The following is a 21,905-nucleotide window of genomic DNA, read 5'->3' on the forward strand; positions in this document are numbered from 1 at the left end:
CCCCCCGCTTACCCGACTAACCTACTAATGATGGCCTATTGAGCTATCTTTTTTGTTGTGTGCATATTAGAAGTATAAGTTTGCCGCAAATAAAAAGAACCATAAGCTTGCCGTTCCGGCAAACTTATGGTTCATATCACACGATTGTTAGTATATTTGTTTTTACATCGGGTGTTAATATCTACTTTTAACGTTACGTATTTTCACCAATATTGCATTACTTTTATAAATTAATAAAAAAGTATTTAGAAACAGAGGGAATTATTATATGATAAGAAACGAACCAGACCGACCGGTTTGGTTATGAGAGATTAGAAAGGAGCAGCACCTGTTAATAAAGGACGATATTTTTGGTTTGATATTCTAATAGGATTACTAATATTAAATTCTAACATTAGAATATACAACAATAAAGGAGTAGGGTATGAAAAAAAATCTATCAATATTTATGACACTTTGTTTGTTTATTCAGTTGGCGTTTCCTGGATTCAATGTGTTTGCTGAATCAGTAGAGGGAATAGACCATACACTAAAAACAAATGAAACAGAGAATATGTGTTACAGAGAGCATGAAGGACACTTAAAGTTTCAATGGCCATTGCATAAAAAGAAAATAGATTTTGTAATTGTGCAAGATGCGAGTGGAAGTTTTAAAGATTCTATAGGTAGTGTTAAAAATGCATTAAAACACACTGTGGGACAGTTAGATCCTAAATATGATCGGGTACTGGTTACTAGCTACCAAGATTATAAAGGATATAAAGCAATGAATGGTAGTATCCTAAATAATAACGGTTCTGGGGTGAAAATAAATTTACACTCTGGTTTGAATAGTGGTTTAGAATCAGCAAAGCAAGGAATTGATAAAATTACGCCTTTTAGTGGTACGCCAACGGCAAGTGGTCTTCAATTTGCATTGCAACAATATGAACAGGAAAAGGGAGCAAATGACCCGAATCGTGAAACAATTTTTTTACTTGTTACTGATGGAGTTGCAAATGTCCAATTAGATGGATACATTCATAAAACATCTAATAAAGTAAGTGATTGGACAGGAAAAGCTTGGTCTGGGGAATATCAACAAGATTACAAAGGCGCAATGAATGAAGTTACTAACATAGCAAATGAAATAAAAGGTAAAGGCTATAAATTAATAACTGCCTTTTGGGAAAACAAAGAGACTTTATCAGCTCCAGGTAATTACCATGATAAGTACGAAAGTGAAGTCGGACCGGCATCACGAAAAGCACTTCAAGGTATGGCATCACAGCCAGATTGGTTTGTTCTATCAAATAACATTGCAGAATTTTCCGAAACCCTAATTCAGACAGTAGGCATGGTAGCAAAAAATGAAAAAGATAGAATGGTGTTAGATTTTAAAAGTGATTTAAATGTTAAGGATGTTCGTGTTGAAGGACCAAATGGTTTTAGCACAAATCCGGTTATAAAAAATAATCAGTTGATTTGGGATTTAGAGAGACAACCAGAGGGTGAGTACACTCTTATTTATAAGGGTAAAGAAATAAAGCCTGATGTGAATGGATCTGATGTCATTGGAGGATACCTCATTTCCAGTGATAAGAAGTTTGAAATTCCAATTATAAAAGTAGCACCTAATCCGAACGCAATAAACTGTATACCAGGTAAGATTGAGGCTGAAAAACTAGTAGATAAAAATCTAGTAAAGGTAGGAGACAGTGTAACATATACAATTACTGCGAAGAATGTATTAGAAAAAACAACTGCAAAAGATGTTGTGATAGAAGATACATTGCCAGAAGGCTTAGAATTAGATGCATCAAGTATTTTGTTGGATGGCAAGAAGGTAGAAGCTGAAGTAAAAGGAAATAGTTTAAAAGTATTAGTGCCACATATTAGAGGCGTAGGGGAAGTAAAAGTAACTTTTACAGCAAAAGTAATAAAAGAGGAAGCCGGAACAATTGAAAACATGGCAATTGTGTTGGATCCAAATGATCCAGAGAATCCTCATAAGCCTAAAGTATCAATTGAAGTAGAACCGAAAAAAGAAGGAAATGTAGTAACGAAGTACGTAGATAAAGAAGGAAACGAGTTAGTTTCAGGAACAAGTACAACGGATCAAGTAGGNNGAAAAGACTACAAAACGGAGCCAAAAGAAATTCCGGGCTATAAGTTAGTCGAAAAACCGAAAAATGCCGAAGGAAAGTATGAAGAAGGAACGACGGAAGTAATCTATGTTTATGAAAAAGTAGAAGGAAATGTAGTAACGAAGTACGTAGATAAAGAAGGAAACGAGTTAGTTCCGGGAACAAGTACAACGGATCAAGTAGGAAAAGACTACAAAACGGAGTCAAAAGAAATTCCAGGTTATAAGTTAGTCGAAAAACCGAAAAATGCCGAAGGTAAGTATGTAGAGGGAACGCAAGAAGTAATCTATGTATATGAAAAGATAGAAGAATCAAAACCAGAGGTAGAAGGTAGTGTAATAACGAAGTACGTTGATAAAGACGGAAAAGAAATCGCACAACGTAATATGACGACAGATAAGGTAGGAAAAGACTATACAACAGAAAATAAAGAAATTCCAGGTTATAAGTTAGTCGAAAAACCGAAAAATGCCGAAGGTAAGTATGTAGAAGGATTAATGGAGGTCATTTACGTATATGAAAAGGTAGAAGAGCCGAATATTCCAATGAATCAAAAAGATTCAGTTAATCCAAAGGAACCATTAAAAGATGAATCTCTGAAAAAAGAAAAGCCTATGTTACCAAAAACAGGTGCTAAAAAAGAGCCAATGTTTGGAGCGATTTTATGTATTCTGTCAGGAGCATTATTGCTTATTTATAGATTTAAAAAAAGTTTCTGAAAGACGAGAATTAGAAATAGTACTTTCAAAACGTTTTAATTAATATAACAAAATAGTTTATTTATTAAAAAAGGGTATGAATTCAATAGTAATTTGAATTCATACCCTTTTAGCTTTATAGTGGCTTTTTATGTTAAATAGTAAAAATTCGAAGAAAAAGGTGTGAAATCTAAAGAAGAGAGTAAGAGAGATGAACTTACTACAAAAGTAAAATTAAAGCTATAATAAGGAAGTCTTAATTTTGTCTAGGTATTTGTAGTCGTTTAATGGATATTAAGGTACGTGTAGTTTTCGGGAGTATGCACAATTGCATTTTTTGTAAGATACAAATATTTCGCAATAAGAAAATAATTATTGTGCTCTTCATACGATATTAAGACAATCGCAGAATCAAATTTGTACAATTAGATATTAAAAAGTTATAGAAAAATAAGGATAGTTGTTATAGAATAATAAATTAGACCGAACCGTCCGGTTTTTGTGAAAGGTAAATATATTTAAAGACAAGGGTCTTGATAATTCTCGTTTTTGTTCAAAATTAACAATAATACAAAAAGAGAGTCTTCACTAAAGGAACTGTAACGAATCTAATGTGAAATTTTTAAGGTAATAAATATGAAATTAAAAAGCATGCTTTGTAGTCTATTAATTATTATAGCGGTTCTTGTAGGCGACACCCTTGATATCATCGATTTAGAAAATATAAGTAGAAGTGGAAAAAATGGAGCATCAAAGGCTTTATATCTTCTATCGGATAGATTTTCAGAAACAGCTTGGCATATAAAGGGTGCGAGTGTTCAATATATAGCTCTCTGATAACCGAGGAGCGGTTGTAGGGGGGGAGTTAGGGGCACTAACTGACGGTATGAAGTTTAAAATTGTGGTGGAGTAAAAGAATTAGAGCTGTTAAATAGAAGTAGATTGTACTTATTTTCTCCTATATACTCAAAAATGAAAGATTTGCAATGATAAAGAAGTGAAATGACTAAACAATATAAGTTGAATATTCAATAATTACAAAAATATTGTACCGCTTAATATTAAATTCTATAAAGTGTTATTGTATTTAGGAGGGGAAATATGAAAATTTTAGCATTATTATTTATAGGTGTGATGGCTATCATATCTTAAATATTATTATATAAGGGAGTGCTAAATATTAGCTGCATTTTAATGCTTATGACAATTGCATATTTTTGGTTATACGTACATAAACGTTCGGAGTCCTTAAATATTGCTATGAATATAGTGAAACTATCAAGATAAAAGGAAAAAAGTTTTTTTAAAAGGTATTACTACTTGCTTTGGCTTTTATTCCAGAAATTAAGAAAGGTGATGTTAATGAAAAAATATTGGCATAAGCTATCGTTGCTTCAAAAAAATGTATTACTAACTGTATTATTGATTTTGACACTTGTTGGAAGTATGGGAGCGTTAAGTTTTAATATGTTTCAAAATAGTATGATGTCTATATTTGAGAGGCAGTCTTTTGAAACAGGTGATGCAGTATTAAATCAATTAGATGTTGAATTTGTAAGAGAGATAGCAAAAGACCCTACAGCACAAAGAGTGAAGAAAGAAAAACTGACAGAGCAATTAGATAAATCTACAAAAGGTTTGAAAAGTGTTGGTCAAACATATGTTACAGGGGCTAAGCTTAATGAAAAAGTTGAATTACAAGTAGTAGGTTTGAATACAGAATTAGCGAATGTAGTTTCTGTAAAACCAGGTGACTATTATGAGCAGCCTACTCATTGGATGAAAACATACGATAAAGTAATGAAAACGAAACAGGCACAAATGACAGAAGTGTATGAAGATGAACTAGGGTTCTGGGTAACAATTTTAGAGCCAATTACAGATGAAAATAAAAATATAATTGCAATTGTTGCAGCAGATTTGGATGCTTCTATTATTCCTATTACAAAGAAAAAGTTTATAGTACAAGGTTTACTCTTTATTATAATTTCATTAACAATCGCAACTACGATTCAAATTTTTATCGCAAGAAATTCTCTATCGCCTTTGAAGGATTTACAAGAAGGTTTACGTAAAGTTGGTGAAGGTGATTTAAGTATTAAATTAAATGAAAGATCAGATGATATAGGTATAACTAATACATACTTTAATAACACTATTGAAAAATTTAATGGGATTATTGATAAAGTAAGACAGACTGCTGAACAGGTTTCGACATCCTCGCACGAGTTGTCGGCAAGTACAGAAGAAAATAGTATGGCCATTCAAGAGATTGCAAGTTCTATGGCAGGATTAAAATTAGGAGCACAATCTCAAGAACATGTAGTGCAGCAATGTTTAGTGATTGTTCAAGAAATGGAAAGTAAGATGGAAGAAATTACAGGAGCTGCAAAACAAGTTGCAACCGCTTCGGAAGGCATGGAACAGCATTCTGTAGAAGGAAATGATTTGATTAAACAAATTGTTAATCAAATGAAAATAATCCGAGATACAGTTCAAGATTTATCTTCTATTATTTATTCATTAGAAACGCGATCTAAGGAAATCAGTGAGATTCTGACTGTAATTACAACCATTTCAAATCAAACGAACTTATTAGCCTTAAATGCTTCTATTGAAGCCTCACGTGCTGGAGGGACAGGGAAAGGATTTTCAGTTGTTGCGGATGAGGTACGTAAATTAGCGGAAAAAACCGAGGCATCTGCAAAGGATATAGCTAAATTAATTGGTGAAACACAAGCTGAAGCAGAAGAAGCTGTTGTTTCAATGCAAAAGAGTTCAAAAGAAGTTGAATCAGGAATAACACTTGTTCAAAGTAGTGGTGCATTCTTCGAAAAAATTTCAGAATCTGCACAAGCTGTTACAAATCAAATTAAAGCGACTTCGAGTAATTCAAGTGATATTTTTAAAAATAGTCAAACCATAGTTCAGATTGTAAATGAATTATCACATATTTCCAATACATATGTGGATAGCAGTAGTAATGTAGAGACTAGTATGAAAGAGCAAGAAATGTATGTACAAGATATTGCAGAACTAGCAACATCATTAAGTTGGCTATCACAAGAGTTACAAGAATTAATTGGAGAGTTTAAAATTCAATAAAATCAATAAGGATTAAATTGATTCATTTGAAAAAGATTTTTAATTAATTGGAATTTATTAATGTAAATCAGAAGCTTACTTAAATATATATAAATTTTGCATGTTTAATTGGAAATAGATCATGATATTACCAATTAAATGGAGGTGTGTTAGAAATGCAAATTCGAGAAAATAATAATTCAAACGAGATTTTGGTAGCAGCGGCAGCAAGTGCAATTGAGCAAATGAAGTATGAAATTGCTCAGGAGTTTGGCGTTACACTTGGACCAGATTCAACATCACGAGCAAATGGTTCAGTAGGTGGAGAAATTACAAAATGCTTAGTGCGTATGGCACAAGAGCAGTTATCTGGTCAATATAAAATCCACTAAAGTAAAGGTATATCCCATTGAAGGGATATACCTTTTTAATATGTTGTTAAATAGAATCGTTAAATTTTTTATTGTGGGTTAAGTTTAGAGACTGAAAATTTAGCTGTGAAATTTATTTTCTTCATGTAAGAAGAATTTACTCCTGCTTGAAATTGAACAGAAATATTACCGTCTTTTTGTGCTTTGAATATGCGACCATATGATGAATTAGCATTGTATGTGCCAATTACTTGATTATCTGCATCAAAGACTGTATAAGAAATGGGGAACCCGGAATTTTGTACAAAGACTGTAAGTACTTCCCCTTGATTAAGATTAAATGATTCTTTTTGAGAAACTTCATAGGAGCTCATAGAGTAATATTTTGTAACTTCTTGCATTTCTAAATTTGTAGTTGCCGCACTTTTGACAAGGCTTACCATTATTTAAAGGAGTGACTGATTTCACTCCTTTTTTGATTTAAGATGCTGCCGACTGATCAGTATTATGTTTTTCTTCTGATTTTGCGACAATCATTGCGCAAATTGCATCACCAGAAATGTTTACAGCTGTTCTAGACATATCTAGAATACGGTCAATACCGATAATTAAAGCAATACCTTCTACTGGTAGATTTACTTGATTTAAAACCATCGTCAGCATTACAAGTCCAACACCTGGTACACCAGCAGTACCAATACTAGCTAGTACAGCAGTTAATACGACCATAGCTAATTGCGGTAATGTAAGTTCCACTCCGTATACTTGAGCGATAAATACAGTGGCGACCCCTTGCATGATGGCAGTACCATCCATATTAATAGTTGCTCCTAGTGGTTGTACAAATGAGCTTATCGCTTTTGGAACTCCAAGCTTATCTTGTGCTGTTTTCATTGCAAATGGAAGAGATGCATTAGAGCTAGATGTACTAAATCCAATTGCCATTACTGGTCCGAAATGTTTAAAGAAACGAACAATACTTTCTTTTGCTAATACCTTTAATAAGCCGCCATATACAAAGACCCCGTGAATAATGAGTACTAACATAACGACAATCATATACTTGAACATCGCAGCGACGCCTGCAAGACCCATTTTACCAACGGATGAAGCGAGCAAGCCGAATGTCCCAATTGGAGCTAATTTCATAACGAGATTAACGAGATACATCATTAATTCGTTGCCCTGTTCAAGTAATGAATGGATACCTTGAACTCGTTTTCCTAAAATAGCTATACCGAGTCCAATCAATACAGCAAAAGCAATGATTTGTAACATATTTCCATCAGTCATCGCTTTTGCTGGGTTATCTGGTACGATATTTAGCAATGTGTCGACGAAAGATGTTTCAGTTTTTGCACCTTCATACTTAAGGCCTTCTGTTTTAAAATTACCGCCAGCTCCTGGTTTTATAATAAGTGCAAATGTAACCGCAATAGAGATGGCAACCGCTGTTGTTACGAGAAAGAATGAAATTGATTTTAAACCGATTCTTCCAAGTTGTTTCGGATCTCCGAGTCCGGCAGCACCAAGTACGATAGAAATGAACACAACAGGAACAACTAGCATTTTAATAAATCGAATAAACAATTGACCGATTGGGTTGAACACATATTGATTTAGTGGCTCAAAGATAGATGGAGCAGCTAGATTTAGAGTGAGTCCAACAACTAGACCTAGAAATAATGCGATTAAGATTGCTTTTGTTTGTTTCAATAAAATCACCTCTTTTGTTTTTGTGAAACTCCTTCCTAAAGTAATTATACCGAAAAAATACCTGATTTTACAATATTTTCTGAATTTTTTGTTTTTATTTGAATGTAGATAGACTGATTTTGTGTTTGGAAAATAAAATAGACCATCACATAGGATGGTCAAGGGAAGGGGACAATTTATGTCAATTTAATTAGGGATGGAAGCTGTTCAAAGACACTGGGGAATGTCTTATAAATTAGGGAGGAACAACTTCGATACATATACTATAAAAGATAGGTGTGACCTCTCTGTGAACATAGAGTGAAAGAGAGAGGGAGTTTTAAATAAAAGATAGAAAGACAAAAAAATAAGACCATCACATATAAGATGGTCAAGGGAAGGGGACAATTTATGTCAATTTAATTAGGGATGGAAGCTATTCAAAGACACTGGGGAATGTCTTGTAAATTAGGGAGGAACAGCTTCGATACATATACTATAAAAGGTAGATGTGACTTCTCTGTGAACGTAGAGTGAAAGATATGCGGATTTGAAAAATAGTACATATGAAATTGTTATTGCTAGGAATAATGAGCTAGGATATATATAGTTTTCCGACATAAAACGAAAAGGAGTCTGAATATAAATAAAAGTTGTAATCTATGAAAAAAAGGATTATGCTCAACTAGGTTATAAGAATATAAGGTTTGTCCCAATTATTTAAGGGCTTTTAAAAAACTTTTTATTTATGAGGGGAAAGCTTCACTTTAATAAGGGAGTTAGTGATATGGGAGTAACAAAAAAACAAGGGCTGTATAACCGTCTTATACAATTAAACCCACCACAAATATTAGCATTAGGTTTTTTCTGCTTAATCGTGGTTGGTGGTTTGTTATTAAAGTTACCATTCGCAACGAAAGTACATATTAGTTGGGTAGACGCTTTCTTTACAGCAACGTCAGCAGCGACCGTAACGGGTTTGGGAGTAGTGGATACAGCAAGTACGTTTACGATGTTTGGCGAAATTGTTATTATGTTTTTAATTCAAACAGGTGGACTAGGCCTGATGACAATTGCCATTTTAATTGTTTGGGTATTAGGTAAAAAAATCGGATTACGCCATCGTTTATTAATTGGAGAGGCATTTAATCAAACAAATATAGGTGGTCTTGTAAAATTAGTAAAGCGTGTTTTTATATTTTCGATTTGTATTGAGCTTATTGGAGTTATCTTTTTATCGTTTCGTTTTATTCCAGAGTTCGGTTTTGGAAAAGGTTTATACTATAGTATTTTTCATGTAATTGCATCTTATAATAATGCAGGATTTGCTTTATGGCCAGATAATTTAACAAGATATGTAGGAGATCCTATTATTAATATTGGGATTTGCTCTTTAATTGTAATAGGTGGACTCGGTTTTACTGTATTAATTGATATATGGTATAGTCGTAGTTTTCGAAAATTATCACTTCACTCGAAAATAATGATTATTGGAACAGTAGCGCTAAATGTTATAGCAATGATTGTGATTTTTGTATTGGAATATAATAATGTGAAGACGTTAGGGAATTTATCTTTAAATGAAAAATTATGGGCTTCCTTCTTTCAAGGTATTACCCCACGGACAGCAGGATTTAATACGGTTGACTATGGAGGTATGGAAGAATCATCTATATTATTTACGATGATTTTAATGTTTATTGGTGCAGGAAGTGTATCAACAGGTGGAGGGATTAAATTAACAACGTTTGTTATCTTAATTATAGCTGTCCTTTCTTTCTTTAGAAAAAAGGAAGAAATTGTTTTATTTCAGCGTACAATTAAAATATCGACAGTAACGAGGGCTTTAGCGATTGCTGTCGCCAGTCAAATACTTATTTTGGCAGCGGTATTTATATTAATGCTTACAGAAAACTTCAGTTTTATTCAATTATTATTTGAGACAATATCAGCGTTTGGCACAGTCGGATTGACGATGGGAATTACTGCAAAGCTATCGGCGTTTGGAAAATGTATGATTATGTTTGTTATGTTTTGTGGGTTAATTGGACCATTAACACTTGTGTTTTCTTTGGCGCGACCAGCAAAACAAAAAATAAAATATCCATCAGAAGATGTGTTTACAGGATAAGGTATCCCGCATTAAGCGAGATACCTTTTTCTTTTTTAAAACAGAGAGAACAATAAACCAATAAGTGCTACTCGGAATAAAATTGCGATAAGTGCAGCAATTCCGCCAACAACTGCAGCGATTCCACCAGTTACAGTAGCTCCGCGATTATAAGCGTAAATACCGAGTAAAACAGAAACAAGACCAAATAATGTTGGGAAGGTGAATAGCGATAAGATAGATAGGGCAAGAGCGATAAAACCAGCAGTTGATCCAGCGGCAGATGACCTTACAACATCTTTATCGTCTTTATCATCGTAATCATAATCAATGCGCTGTGGTGCAACCTCAGCGGCGTACTCTTCTTTATAGTCACTATAATCACTATCTATTCTATCTCTTCTTTTATAATCATCAAATTTCTCAGTCAAAGTCATGACTCCTTTCATAACAAGGTTCAATAGTAGTATGTATCTCTTTTTCTTTTTTATCCTGCTATTTGTGGGTTGTGGGAGTCGATCTGCGTGTAAACATTTCACTATATCGGAGCATGTACAGGGAGTAATATCCCTTTAAAAGGAGGAAAATGTTTTCTTGAAATAGGAAAAGTTAGTATGACTTCCTCTATTTTGGAAAGTATAAAAAAGAATAATGAGGAAAGGGTGCAATACATAATGGAACATCCAATTGAAAATTTAATGAAAACGGCAATGACAAATTTAAAAGAGATGGTAGATGTAAATACGATTGTTGGGAGTCCGGTTTCAACAGCTGACGGAAATGTAGTATTAACAGTATCTCAAGTGGCTTTTGGTTTTGGAGCTGGTGGAAGTGATTTTAAAGGGGATTTCATTACTGAAAAACATAACGGTGGGCAAAATCAGCATAAAGAGAACAAGCAAGGGCATCCATTTGGAGGCGGAAGTGGGGCTGGGGTTTCCATTAGTCCAGTGGCTTTTTTAGTAGTGGGTTCTAATGGGGTGCAAGTATTGCATCTCAACAGTAGTACACATTTAATTGAAAAGGCTTTAAATACTGTACCAAGCACTGTAGATAAATTTGTGAATGGTCGCCGAAAGTGAACTTGCATTTTTTAGGAATTATGATATATTAGAAAAAGTGCGCTTTAGGATGATCGGAATAAATGAAATGTAAATATAGATGATGAGTGAAATAAGGGAGAGGAATTTATGATTAATATCAAAAACTTAGTAGTTGGCTTATGTATGTTAGTAAGCGGCTTTGTTGTATATGTAATAAAAGAAAAAGCTCCATTCTAAAACAGACAAACCGTTACTGTCTGTTTTTAATTTCTTAAAAACGTTGACAAGTTATTGTATTGGTGTTAAAATTTTAGTTCGTGTCTCGGTTACAGCTAGTGTAAAGTAAATATTCCTTATGAATGCAATACGAAAAGTTTGCGAAAGATCGGGTAATTTTATCAACAACTTTTGTGAACAAACCCTATAAATTGTATTTGTAAGCTATATATGTATACTAGTGAATCAAGGAGCGGTCAGTGGAACCGTAATGATGAGAGAGAGGTAGGGCTTTCATCCAGTATATGTTACTTTCCCGTTAGGTGAATATAAAAAAGAAGGCTCCTTGTGAAAAGGGGCCTTCTTTCTTTTTGTATTGTGAAAATTTAAATACGGCTTTCAACTTGCTGACAGATTTCATCGGTTGTTAAACCGTGAGCGTTAATTACTGATCCTTTTATTGATGTATCTGCGATACCCATCGTATTAGAATCTTGACCAGTTACAACGCAACAATCGCATCCTTGTGCGTCATGTTCTGAGTTAATTGTAACAACCTCATGCCCTTGTTGTTGAAGAGCTTGTTGAACATCTGTTAAAGAGTTTTCAACACCAATTCTAGCCATAATTTTCACCTCCTACCATCTAATTGCTAGTATGCTCAAATCTATAGCATATATTTATGAAAAGAAGGTAGGAAGCAAATCTTTATTTAATCGTTATATACGCCAGTAAGCATTTGACTAACGAATTGATCGTTTAGTGAATCTTGGGCGGCAGTAGTATTAGAATGAATATCAATTGAAGCGATAAAGTTGTTATGTTCTTTTGTATTTGGTTCTACCTCTACATAATTATCGAATTTACAAAAACCTTTCGTATCCATTAAATCAAATAATTGCAACATTTCTACTACCTCTTGTCTCGTTCCTTTAATTTGTACACACGCCATATTGATTTCCTCCTTCATTTTGACAAATTGTTTTTTAAAAATAGGATTATGATTGCGAGATGGAAAATATGAATGTTATTTTTAGACAGCGTTATTTTTATTATTTTCCCCCTTTTTCAGCAAAAGTCGTTGTATTTTCCCGAATTTATAAAAACGGACGTCCGTTTATTGAATACAATAGATTCGTATCAATTGATAAAAATCCTTCTTTTAAACAAATATTTTTTTTAGTGGAATTTGGCGAAAAAAAATTTTTGACTTTTTGTAAACGTTAACAATGCTGTTAAATCAATATAATCAAAGATGTACGTACGATTAAAAATTATAAATTTTCTAAAAATTCACTTGATTTATTTAGAAAGGAGAGTAAACTAGGAAACAATAAAAAATTCATAGAACATAGGAGGCGCTTTCCAGTGAATGAGCAATGGATTTTCTTAAATGGAGAATTTGTTCCAAAAGACGAAGCAAAAGTTTCAGTATATGATCATGGTTATTTATATGGAGATGGAGTATTTGAAGGAATTAGAGTTTATAGCGGTAATGTTTTCCGTTTGAGAGAGCATCTTGTCCGGTTATATGAATCAGCAAAATCCATCATGTTAGAGATTCCATATTCTTTAGATGAAGTAACGAATATTGTTGTTGAGACGATTCGACAAAATAAATTATCTAATGGATACATTCGCCTTGTTGTATCGAGAGGTGCAGGAAATCTTGGATTAGATCCTGATTCTTGTAAGAAACCGAATGTAGTTGTAATTGCAGAACAACTATCTTTATTCCCACAAGAATATTATGAAAAAGGGATTCCAGTTGTAACAGTTGCAACGCGCCGAAACCGTCCAGATGTTTTGTCGCCTCAAGTAAAATCATTAAATTACTTAAACAATATTTTAGTTCGTATTGAAGCGAAATTAGCTGGAGTACAAGAAGCACTTATGTTAAATGATCAAGGATACGTAGCTGAAGGCTCAGGAGATAACGTGTTTATTGTAAAAGGAAATAAATTAATTACACCACCAAGTTCTGCTGGAGCGTTAGAAGGTATTACACGAAACGCTATTTTAGAAATTGGTGAAAAACTTGGATATGACGTTAGAGAAGAGTTATTTACAAGACATGATGTATATGTAGCTGATGAAGTATTTTTAACAGGAACGGCTGCTGAAGTAATTGCTGTTACGACAGTAGATGGTAGAACGATTGGTTTAGGGCAAACAGGTCCACATACGAATCGTTTATTAGAAGAATTCCGAAAGTTAGTTATAGAAGATGGAGAGAAGATTTACGAAGAAAATAAAGTTGGATAACAACTTTTTATAACATAAGAAAGCGTTGAGAGGGAGGAGTAGTTGATTGTGAAGCCTCACAGAGAGTCGGTGGTTGCTGAAAACCGATGGTTCACGTCGACGAACATCGCCCTTGAGTGCTAAGCTGAAGCATTTGTCTAGGCTTAGACGGTAGCTCCGTTATTAGCTAGACTCATTTATGGGTCACTGAGGCAAGAGTATTCTTGCAAAGAAGGGTGGTACCGCGAAATCTTTCGTCCCTTCAGCACATAGCTGGAGTGTGGACGTAGGATTTTTTTTATTGATAAAAGTTTTCAAAAAGGGGGCTTATAAGAACAATGTCTTCAAAAACGGAAGAGAAACTGGCAACTGGTGCACAGCTATTGTTAGAAGCGCTAGAAAAGGAAGAAGTAGAAGTGATTTTCGGTTATCCTGGTGGTGCTGTTTTACCTCTTTATGATGCACTCTATGACTGTGAAATTCCGCATATTTTAACAAGGCATGAGCAAGGTGCTATTCACGCCGCTGAAGGGTATGCCAGAATTACTGGTCATCCAGGGGTTGTCATTGCAACGAGTGGACCAGGTGCTACAAATGTTATTACGGGTCTTGCAGATGCCATGATTGATTCGTTACCACTTGTTGTATTTACAGGGCAAGTAGCAACAACGTTAATCGGAAGTGATGCTTTCCAGGAAGCGGATATTATGGGGCTTACGATGCCGGTGACAAAACATAACTATCAAGTGCGAAAAGCTTCAGATTTACCTCGAATTATTAAAGAAGCATTTCATATTGCTAGAACAGGAAGACCAGGCCCAGTCGTTATTGATCTTCCGAAAGATATGGTGGTAGAGCAAGGGGAACGATGTAATGACGTACAAATGGATTTACCAGGATACAACCCGAATTATGAACCGAATCTACTCCAAATAAACAAATTATTACAAGCAATTAGTGCTGCAAGTAAGCCGTTAATTTTAGCTGGAGCAGGTGTATTGCATGCGAAAGCATCAAAAGAGTTAACGAGTTTTGCTCGTAAATATGAAATTCCCGTTGTGCATACATTACTTGGTCTTGGAGGATTTCCGCCAGATGATGAACTTTTTCTAGGAATGGGAGGAATGCATGGTTCATACACAGCCAATATGGCGTTATATGAATGCGACTTACTTATTAATATAGGTGCAAGATTCGATGACCGGCTTACTGGAAATTTAGCTTATTTTGCTAAAGAGGCGACTGTTGCGCATATCGATATTGATCCAGCAGAAATCGGAAAAAATGTGCCGACTGAAATTCCTATTGTTGCAAGTGCCAAGCAAGCGTTGGAAGTATTACTTCAACCGGAAGGAAGGAAAGGAAATCATCGTAAGTGGCTCTCCTTGTTAAAGAGTAGAAAAGAAAAATATCCACTATCTTATAAACGGAATTCGGAAAGTATTAAGCCTCAATACGCAATTGATATGTTATATGAACTTACGAAAGGAGAAGCTATTGTAACAACAGATGTTGGGCAACATCAAATGTGGGCAGCGCAATATTATCCGCTGAAAAATCCAGATAAATGGGTAACTTCTGGCGGATTAGGAACGATGGGATTCGGATTTCCAGCAGCAATCGGTGCGCAAATTGCAAAGCCTGAAGAACTAGTTATTGCAATTGTTGGTGACGCTGGGTTTCAAATGACTCTACAAGAGTTAAGTGTATTAAAAGAACACGATTTACCAGTTAAAGTATTTATTTTAAATAATGAAGCTTTAGGAATGGTAAGGCAATGGCAAGATGAATTTTATAATCAAAGATACTCACACTCTTTACTGTCGTGTCAACCAGATTTCGTCGCTCTTGCGAATGCGTATGGCATAAAAGGAGTTCGCATAGATGATCCACTTCTTGCAAAGAAGCAAATACAGCATGCGATTGAATTACAAGAACCGGTCGTAATTGATTGCCGTGTACTTCAATCAGAAAAGGTAATGCCGATGGTTGCGCCAGGGAAAGGTGTTCACCAAATGGAGGGAGTGGAAAAAAGGTGAAGAGAATTGTTACAGCGACAGTTCGAAATCAAAGTGGTGTGTTAAACCGAATTACAGGTGTTATGACACGAAGACATTTTAATATTGAAAGTATTTCAGTAGGTCATACAGAATCATCGGACATATCACGGATGACGATTGTTGTACACGTTGAAAATGAACAGCAAGTTGAGCAGTTAATTAAACAACTTCATAAGCAAATTGATGTTCTGAAAGTATCGGATATTACAGAAGAAGCGATGATCGCAAGAGAACTTGCACTTATTAAGGTCGCAACATCAGTAGCAAGAGCAGAATTATATAGTTTAATTGAACCGTTTCGAGCCGCTGTAATAGATGTTGGGAAGGATTCCATAGTTGTGCAAGTAACTGGTACGCAAGATAAAGTAGAAGCGCTAATTGAATTACTTCGTCCATACGGTTTGAAAGAAATTGCTAGAACAGGTGTAACTGCATTTACGCGTAGTATGAAAAAGCAAGATAAGCAAGTTATGTTAATTCAATAATCATTTAAAAATAGGGGGAAATGAAAATGGCAAAAGTTTATTATGAGAAAGATGTAACGGTAAATGTATTAAAAGAAAAGAAAGTAGCAATCATCGGATATGGCTCGCAAGGTCATGCGCATGCGCAAAACTTACGTGATAACGGATTTGATGTAGTAGTAGGTTTAAGAAAAGGGAAGTCTTGGGATAAAGCGAAAGAAGATGGATTTTCTGTATATACAGTAGCAGAAGCAGCAGAGCAGGCTGATTTAGTAATGATTTTACTACCAGATGAACTGCAGCCAGAAGTATATGAAGCGGAAATTGCACCAAATTTACAGGCAGGAAATTCTCTCGTTTTTGCACACGGATTTAATGTTCACTTTGATCAAGTGAAACCACCAGCGAATGTAGATGTATTTCTAGTAGCGCCTAAAGGTCCAGGGCATCTTGTACGCCGTACGTTTGCTGAAGGCGGAGCTGTTCCTGCATTATTTGCAGTATATCAAGATGCGACAGGAGTTGCGACTGAAAAGGCACTTTCTTATGCTGATGGAATTGGAGCGACGAGAGCTGGTGTATTAGAAACGACGTTTAAAGAAGAAACAGAAACAGATTTATTTGGAGAGCAAGCTGTACTTTGCGGCGGAGTAACTGCGCTAGTAAAAGCTGGATTTGAAACGTTAGTTGATGCCGGATACCAGCCTGAACTTGCATATTTTGAATGTTTACATGAGCTAAAACTAATCGTTGACCTTATGTATGAAGGCGGACTTGAAAATATGAGATATTCAGTTTCAGATACAGCGCAGTGGGGCGACTTCGTATCAGGACCACGCGTTGTTACTGAAGATACGAAGAAAGCGATGGGAGCGGTACTAGCAGAAATACAAGATGGTACATTTGCAAGAGGCTGGATTGCAGAGCATAAAGCAGGAAGACCAAATTTCCACGCGACAAATGAGAAAGAGAATGAACATGAAATCGAAGTAGTTGGACGTAAATTACGTGAAATGATGCCTTTCGTACAGCCGCGAGTAAAGGTAGGGGTTAAATAATATGAAGCAGATTTTGTTCATGGATACAACGCTTCGTGATGGCGAACAATCACCAGGAGTGAATTTAAATGAACGAGAGAAATTACAAATTGCCAGGCAATTAGAGAGGCTTGGTGTTCATGTAATGGAAGCTGGATTCGCGGCAGCTTCTGAAGGTGACTTCCAATCGGTAAAACGTATCGCGAATACAATTCAAAATGCTACGGTTATGAGTTTAGCTAGAGCGAAAGAAAGTGACATTCGAAGAGCATATGAAGCTGTGAAAGGTGCTGTATCTCCTCGTTTACATGTATTTTTAGCTACGAGTGACATTCATATGAAATATAAGCTCTGTATGTCGAAAGAAGATGTGTTAGATAGTATTTATCGCTCGGTTACACTTGGAAAATCTTTATTTCCGACAGTGCAATTTTCAGCAGAAGATGCGACAAGAACTTCAAGAGATTTTTTAGCTGAAGCAGTAGAAGTTGCAATTCGTGCAGGAGCGAATGTAATTAATATTCCAGATACAGTTGGATATACGAATCCGGAAGAATATTATTCTCTTTTTAAATACTTACAAGAATCCGTTCCATCATATGAAAAAGCGATTTTTTCTTGTCATTGTCACGATGATCTTGGTATGGCAGTAGCAAATTCGTTAGCTGCGGTCGAAGGCGGAGCGCTGCAAGTAGAAGGAACGATTAATGGCATTGGGGAAAGAGCAGGGAATGCGGCCTTAGAAGAAGTTGCGGTTGCTCTTCATATTAGAAAAGATTTATATAAATCGGAACCTTCGATGACGCTAAAAGAGATTAAGGCGACGAGTACATTAGTAAGCAGGTTAACGGGTATGGTTGTACCGAAAAATAAAGCAATCGTTGGAGCGAATGCATTCGCTCATGAATCAGGCATCCACCAAGATGGGGTTCTAAAAGAAGTAACAACTTATGAAATTATTGAACCAGCGCTTATAGGTGAATCTCAAAACCTATTTGTACTTGGGAAACATTCTGGCCGTCATGCGTTTACGGAAAAAATGAAAGAGCTTGGTTATGAATTTACAAATGAAGAGCGAGATGTGGCATTCAAAGCATTTAAAAAATTGGCTGATCGTAAAAAGGAAATTACTGAGGAAGATTTACGTGCACTTATGCTTGGTGAAGCAGCATTTGCTGCTCAGCAATATACCATTACGCAACTGCAAGTACATTTCGTATCAAATAGTACACAGTGCGCGACAGTTGTATTAAAAGATGAAGAAGGAAATGTATACGAAGATGCAGCTACTGGCTCAGGTAGTATTGAAGCGATTTATAATGCAATCCAAAGAATTTTAGGCTTAGAATGTGAATTAGCAGATTATCGCATACAATCTATTACACAAGGTCAAGATGCACTTGCTCATGTTCATGTTGAATTAAAAGAAGGTAGTCACCAAGTATCAGGTTTTGGAGTCGCGCAAGACGTATTGGAAGCGTCGGCGAGAGCTTATGTCCATGCAGCGGGGAAATTAAAATCTTTTATCCAGCTTGTGAAATAAGTGGTTGATAGGTGAGAGGTGCTTTCCTCACCTATCAAATTAAAGTTCTGAAAATTCAGTTAAAAGGAGTGTTGAAATTGGAAAAACGTATCGTTTGTTTAGCTGGTGATGGTGTTGGCCCGGAAGTTATGGAAAGTGCGAAGGAAGTATTGTATATGGTAGAAAGGCTATATGGACATCATTTTCATTTGCAAGATGAGTACTTTGGTGGGAGTGCTATTGATTTAAATGGGCAACCATTACCACAGCGAACACTTGCCGCCTGTTTAGCAAGTGATGCAGTTTTACTAGGAGCAGTTGGTGGACCACGGTGGGATAGTGCAAAAGAAAGGCCGGAGAAAGGATTATTAGCATTAAGAAAAGGACTCGGTGTATTTGCGAATGTTCGTCCTGTAACGGTAGAAAGCGCAACGGCACATTTATCGCCATTAAAAAAGGCTGATGAAATTGATTTCGTTGTCGTTCGTGAATTAACAGGCGGAATTTATTTTTCTTATCCGAAAGAACGAACGGACGAAGTAGCAACCGATACACTTACGTATCATCGTCATGAAATTGAACGTATCGTTTCGTATGCTTTTCAATTAGCGAGCAAGCGGAAGAAGAAAGTAACATCGATTGATAAGGCGAATGTTTTAGAGTCTAGTAAACTATGGCGAACTGTGACAGAAGAAGTAGCACTTCGTTATCCAGACGTTGAACTAGAACATATTTTAGTAGATGCCGCTGCGATGGAATTAATTCGAAATCCAGGACGGTTTGATGTAATTGTAACGGAAAATTTATTTGGAGATATTTTGAGTGACGAGGCTTCTGTATTAGCTGGATCATTAGGGATGCTTCCATCAGCAAGTCACGCGGAAAAGGGACCTTCATTATACGAGCCTATTCACGGATCAGCACCGGATATTGCCGGGAAAAATAAGGCGAATCCAATTGCCATGATGCGCTCTGTTGCCATGATGCTTGGGCAATCGTTCGGATTAACGAGAGAAGGGTGTGCAATTGAAGAAGCAATATCTGCAGTCCTTACATCAGGGAAATGTACAGCAGATATCGGGGGGACTGAAACGACAACTTCATTTACGAAGGCAGTTATGCAAGAAATGGAAGAGCAAGCGTTAGTGGGGAGAGGAAGATAATGGGGAAAAGGTTGCTAGATAAACTTTGGGAAAGACATATAGTTACGACAAACGAAAATGGATTGGATTTATTATATATCGATCTTCATCTTGTTCACGAAGTAACGTCACCGCAAGCCTTTGAAGGCTTGCGGCTTACAAATCGAACGGTCCGTAGACCAGATTTAACATTCGCAACGATGGATCATAATATTCCGACGAAAGATGTTTGGAATATTACCGATCGCATTGCGAAGCAGCAACTAGATACACTTCGGGAAAATTGTAAACAATTTCAGGTACCTTTAGCGGATATTGGAGATGAAGAGCAAGGGATCGTTCATGTTATAGGACCAGAACTTGGACTCACGCAGCCGGGAAAAACGATTGTTTGTGGTGATAGTCATACAGCAACACACGGTGCTTTTGGCGCACTAGCGTTTGGTATTGGTACGAGTGAAGTGGAACATGTATTGGCAACACAAACGTTATGGCAGCGAAAGCCGAAAGCGATGGGCATTGAGTTAAAAGGAAAGTTACCGCAAGGTGTTTATGCTAAAGATATTATTTTGCACCTCCTTTCAAAGTACGGAGTAGCAGTTGGAACAGGTTACGTAATGGAATTTTACGGAGAGGCCATTCATGCTATGGATATGGAAGAGCGGATGACGCTTTGCAATATGGCAATTGAAGGGGGAGCGAAGGCTGGCATTATTGCACCAGATGAAAAAACGTTTGTTTACGTAAAAGGGCGTAAATATGCACCGAAAGACTATGAATCTATTAAGAAAAAATGGTCGGAACTTTATACAGATTTAGATGCAGTTTACGATTTACATATTTTGATAGATGTTACGGATTTAGCGCCGTACGTTACGTGGGGAACAAATCCGAGTATGGGTGTTCGGATTGATGAGAAATTGCCAGAAAAGCATGATGTAAATGACGAAAGAGCATTTTCTTATATGGGATTGAGTCCCGGACAAAGTACGTATGACATTCCAGTTCAACATGTTTTCATTGGATCTTGTACAAATTCCAGGCTTTCTGACTTAGAAATTGCTGCATCTGTCGTGAAAGGTAAGAAAGTAAAAGAAGGTGTGCGAGCACTTGTTGTACCTGGATCTCAAAGGGTAAGAGAAGAAGCGATGAGTAAAGGGTTACATCGTATATTTGAAGAAGCTGGATTTGAATGGAGAGAGCCTGGATGTTCAATGTGTCTAGGCATGAATCCCGATCAAGTACCGGAAGGAGAACATTGTGCATCTACGTCAAATCGTAATTTTGAAGGAAGACAAGGAAAAGGAGCACGAACGCATTTAGTTAGCCCGGCAATGGCGGCAGCGGCTGCGTTACATGGTCATTTTGTTGATATTAGAAAGGAGAGTTATGATGGAGCCATTTCGTATTCATAAAGGTACTGCCGCAGTACTGATGAACGATAACATTGATACAGATCAAATTATTCCGAAGCAATATTTAAAGAGAATTGAAAGAACTGGGTTTGGAAAGTTTTTATTTGATGAGTGGCGATATGATAATAATCGCCAAGAAAACCCTGACTTTCCGCTTAATGCACAAGAAAGAAAAGGATCCAGTATATTGATTACAGGTGATAATTTTGGCTGCGGTTCTTCAAGAGAACATGCTCCGTGGGCACTTGCTGATTATGGTTTCCGCGTTATTGTTGCTGGTGGATTTGCCGATATCTTTTATATGAATTGTATGAAGAATGGTATGTTACCGATTGTAATGGATAAAGATATGCGTGAACAACTTGCTAAAACAGATGCGAGAGAACAAATCAAAGTAGATTTAGAAAATGAAGTAATTACAACGAATACGCACAGGTTCCATTTTACAATCGAGAAAATGTGGAAAGAGAAGTTATTAAATGGCTTAGATGAAATTAGTATTACAATGCAATATGAACAAGAAATAAAAGCGTATGAAAGAAAAGTGGCTTTACATTAAAAAAAATGACGGAATATTAAAAATGTATTTACATTCAAAATTAACTGTTATATACTATGTGAAAATCAGAGGAGAAAGGGAGTAAGTATTATGAATACAATACAATCTATTAAAATGCT

The 21,905-nt window shown here is 36.0% G+C and carries 20 protein-coding genes, 1 pseudogene and 1 other annotated feature; of the genes and pseudogenes, 16 read left to right on the forward strand and 5 right to left on the reverse strand.

Annotation, left to right across the window (positions count from 1 at the left end; genetic code table 11):
• Positions 1 to 553 precede the first annotated feature (553 nt).
• From COK05_RS31320 to COK05_RS13580, 4 genes and pseudogenes are all read left to right on the forward strand, one after another.
• A complete protein-coding gene (locus COK05_RS31320) occupies positions 554 to 2,845 on the forward strand; it encodes a MucBP domain-containing protein (protein ID WP_440898752.1) in 2,292 nt (763 codons plus the stop codon).
• Between the two features lie 1,800 nt (positions 2,846 to 4,645).
• Positions 4,646 to 4,975, forward strand: a pseudogene (locus COK05_RS32180) (HAMP domain-containing protein); the annotation flags it as partial.
• Positions 4,976 to 5,107: 132 nt separating this feature from the next.
• Positions 5,108 to 5,929, forward strand: coding sequence for a methyl-accepting chemotaxis protein (locus COK05_RS32185; protein WP_440898753.1), 822 nt, complete (start codon positions 5,108 to 5,110; stop codon positions 5,927 to 5,929).
• Positions 5,930 to 6,084: 155 nt separating this feature from the next.
• On the forward strand, positions 6,085 to 6,300 hold the full coding sequence (locus COK05_RS13580) for an alpha/beta-type small acid-soluble spore protein (RefSeq protein WP_098612980.1): 216 nt from the start codon (positions 6,085 to 6,087) through the stop codon (positions 6,298 to 6,300).
• A gap of 68 nt (positions 6,301 to 6,368) precedes the next feature.
• Here the strand turns inward: COK05_RS13580 and COK05_RS13585 are convergent, their stop codons facing one another.
• Together COK05_RS13585 and COK05_RS13590 are read right to left on the reverse strand one after the other, a co-directional pair.
• Positions 6,369 to 6,722: a hypothetical protein gene (locus tag COK05_RS13585; RefSeq protein ID WP_098612981.1), complete on the reverse strand. Its 354-nt coding sequence runs from the start codon at positions 6,720 to 6,722 to the stop codon at positions 6,369 to 6,371.
• A gap of 37 nt (positions 6,723 to 6,759) precedes the next feature.
• On the reverse strand, positions 6,760 to 7,995 hold the full coding sequence (locus tag COK05_RS13590) for a dicarboxylate/amino acid:cation symporter (RefSeq protein WP_098612982.1): 1,236 nt from the start codon (positions 7,993 to 7,995) through the stop codon (positions 6,760 to 6,762).
• Positions 7,996 to 8,761: 766 nt separating this feature from the next.
• Here COK05_RS13590 and COK05_RS13595 point away from each other — a divergent pair.
• Positions 8,762 to 10,105, forward strand: coding sequence for a TrkH family potassium uptake protein (locus COK05_RS13595; protein ID WP_098612983.1), 1,344 nt, complete (start codon positions 8,762 to 8,764; stop codon positions 10,103 to 10,105).
• Between the two features lie 35 nt (positions 10,106 to 10,140).
• On the opposite strand, the gene COK05_RS13600 is transcribed toward COK05_RS13595, so the two are convergent.
• Positions 10,141 to 10,515 (reverse strand): imidazole glycerol phosphate synthase, encoded by a 375-nt coding sequence (locus COK05_RS13600; RefSeq protein ID WP_176539437.1) that lies wholly within the window; start codon positions 10,513 to 10,515, stop codon positions 10,141 to 10,143.
• A 183-nt stretch (positions 10,516 to 10,698) separates the two neighbouring features.
• Between COK05_RS13600 and ytfJ the strand changes: the two genes are divergently transcribed.
• Complete coding sequence (ytfJ, locus tag COK05_RS13605; protein WP_098612985.1) at positions 10,699 to 11,166, forward strand: GerW family sporulation protein; 468 nt, start codon at positions 10,699 to 10,701, stop codon at positions 11,164 to 11,166.
• A 108-nt stretch (positions 11,167 to 11,274) separates the two neighbouring features.
• Positions 11,275 to 11,364, forward strand: a complete 90-nt coding sequence (locus tag COK05_RS13610; protein ID WP_000608225.1) for a hypothetical protein — start codon at positions 11,275 to 11,277, stop codon at positions 11,362 to 11,364.
• A gap of 365 nt (positions 11,365 to 11,729) precedes the next feature.
• On the opposite strand, the gene COK05_RS13620 is transcribed toward COK05_RS13610, so the two are convergent.
• Together COK05_RS13620 and COK05_RS13625 are read right to left on the reverse strand one after the other, a co-directional pair.
• The gene (locus tag COK05_RS13620) at positions 11,730 to 11,969 is read right to left on the reverse strand and encodes a YkuS family protein (RefSeq protein WP_141539087.1); all 240 of its coding nucleotides are present in this window, start codon (positions 11,967 to 11,969) and stop codon (positions 11,730 to 11,732) included.
• Positions 11,970 to 12,055: 86 nt separating this feature from the next.
• Entirely contained in the window at positions 12,056 to 12,295 is a 240-nt protein-coding gene (locus COK05_RS13625) for a DUF3911 family protein (RefSeq protein ID WP_098612988.1), read from the reverse strand.
• 59 nt (positions 12,296 to 12,354) lie between these two features.
• Between COK05_RS13625 and COK05_RS32080 the strand changes: the two genes are divergently transcribed.
• From COK05_RS32080 to leuD, 9 genes are all read left to right on the forward strand, one after another.
• A complete protein-coding gene (locus COK05_RS32080; RefSeq protein WP_098612989.1) occupies positions 12,355 to 12,570 on the forward strand; it encodes a hypothetical protein in 216 nt (71 codons plus the stop codon).
• A gap of 141 nt (positions 12,571 to 12,711) precedes the next feature.
• Positions 12,712 to 13,608 carry a branched-chain-amino-acid transaminase gene (ilvE, locus tag COK05_RS13635; protein ID WP_001005497.1) on the forward strand — a complete coding sequence of 299 codons (897 nt, stop codon included), beginning with the start codon at positions 12,712 to 12,714 and terminating at the stop codon, positions 13,606 to 13,608.
• A gap of 16 nt (positions 13,609 to 13,624) precedes the next feature.
• Positions 13,625 to 13,852 (forward strand) — a binding site (T-box leader).
• A gap of 73 nt (positions 13,853 to 13,925) precedes the next feature.
• Complete coding sequence (ilvB, locus tag COK05_RS13640) at positions 13,926 to 15,626, forward strand: acetolactate synthase large subunit (protein WP_098612990.1); 1,701 nt, start codon at positions 13,926 to 13,928, stop codon at positions 15,624 to 15,626.
• Complete coding sequence (gene ilvN, locus COK05_RS13645; protein ID WP_000822946.1) at positions 15,623 to 16,132, forward strand: acetolactate synthase small subunit; 510 nt, start codon at positions 15,623 to 15,625, stop codon at positions 16,130 to 16,132. Before ilvB ends, ilvN begins: the two co-directional genes overlap by 4 nt.
• 26 nt (positions 16,133 to 16,158) lie before the next feature.
• Complete coding sequence (gene ilvC / locus COK05_RS13650; protein WP_098612991.1) at positions 16,159 to 17,169, forward strand: ketol-acid reductoisomerase; 1,011 nt, start codon at positions 16,159 to 16,161, stop codon at positions 17,167 to 17,169.
• Position 17,170: 1 nt separating this feature from the next.
• On the forward strand, positions 17,171 to 18,691 hold the full coding sequence (gene leuA / locus COK05_RS13655) for a 2-isopropylmalate synthase (protein ID WP_098612992.1): 1,521 nt from the start codon (positions 17,171 to 17,173) through the stop codon (positions 18,689 to 18,691).
• A 77-nt stretch (positions 18,692 to 18,768) separates the two neighbouring features.
• A complete protein-coding gene (gene leuB / locus COK05_RS13660; protein WP_098612993.1) occupies positions 18,769 to 19,833 on the forward strand; it encodes a 3-isopropylmalate dehydrogenase in 1,065 nt (354 codons plus the stop codon).
• A complete protein-coding gene (gene leuC, locus COK05_RS13665) occupies positions 19,833 to 21,227 on the forward strand; it encodes a 3-isopropylmalate dehydratase large subunit (RefSeq protein WP_098612994.1) in 1,395 nt (464 codons plus the stop codon). The genes leuB and leuC overlap by 1 nt, the downstream gene beginning before the upstream one ends.
• Positions 21,205 to 21,786 carry a 3-isopropylmalate dehydratase small subunit gene (gene leuD / locus COK05_RS13670; RefSeq protein WP_098612995.1) on the forward strand — a complete coding sequence of 194 codons (582 nt, stop codon included), beginning with the start codon at positions 21,205 to 21,207 and terminating at the stop codon, positions 21,784 to 21,786. Before leuC ends, leuD begins: the two co-directional genes overlap by 23 nt.
• Positions 21,787 to 21,905 lie beyond the last annotated feature (119 nt).

Source organism: Bacillus cereus (assembly GCF_002567495.1).
GTDB lineage: Bacteria > Bacillota > Bacilli > Bacillales > Bacillaceae_G > Bacillus_A > Bacillus_A cereus_AQ.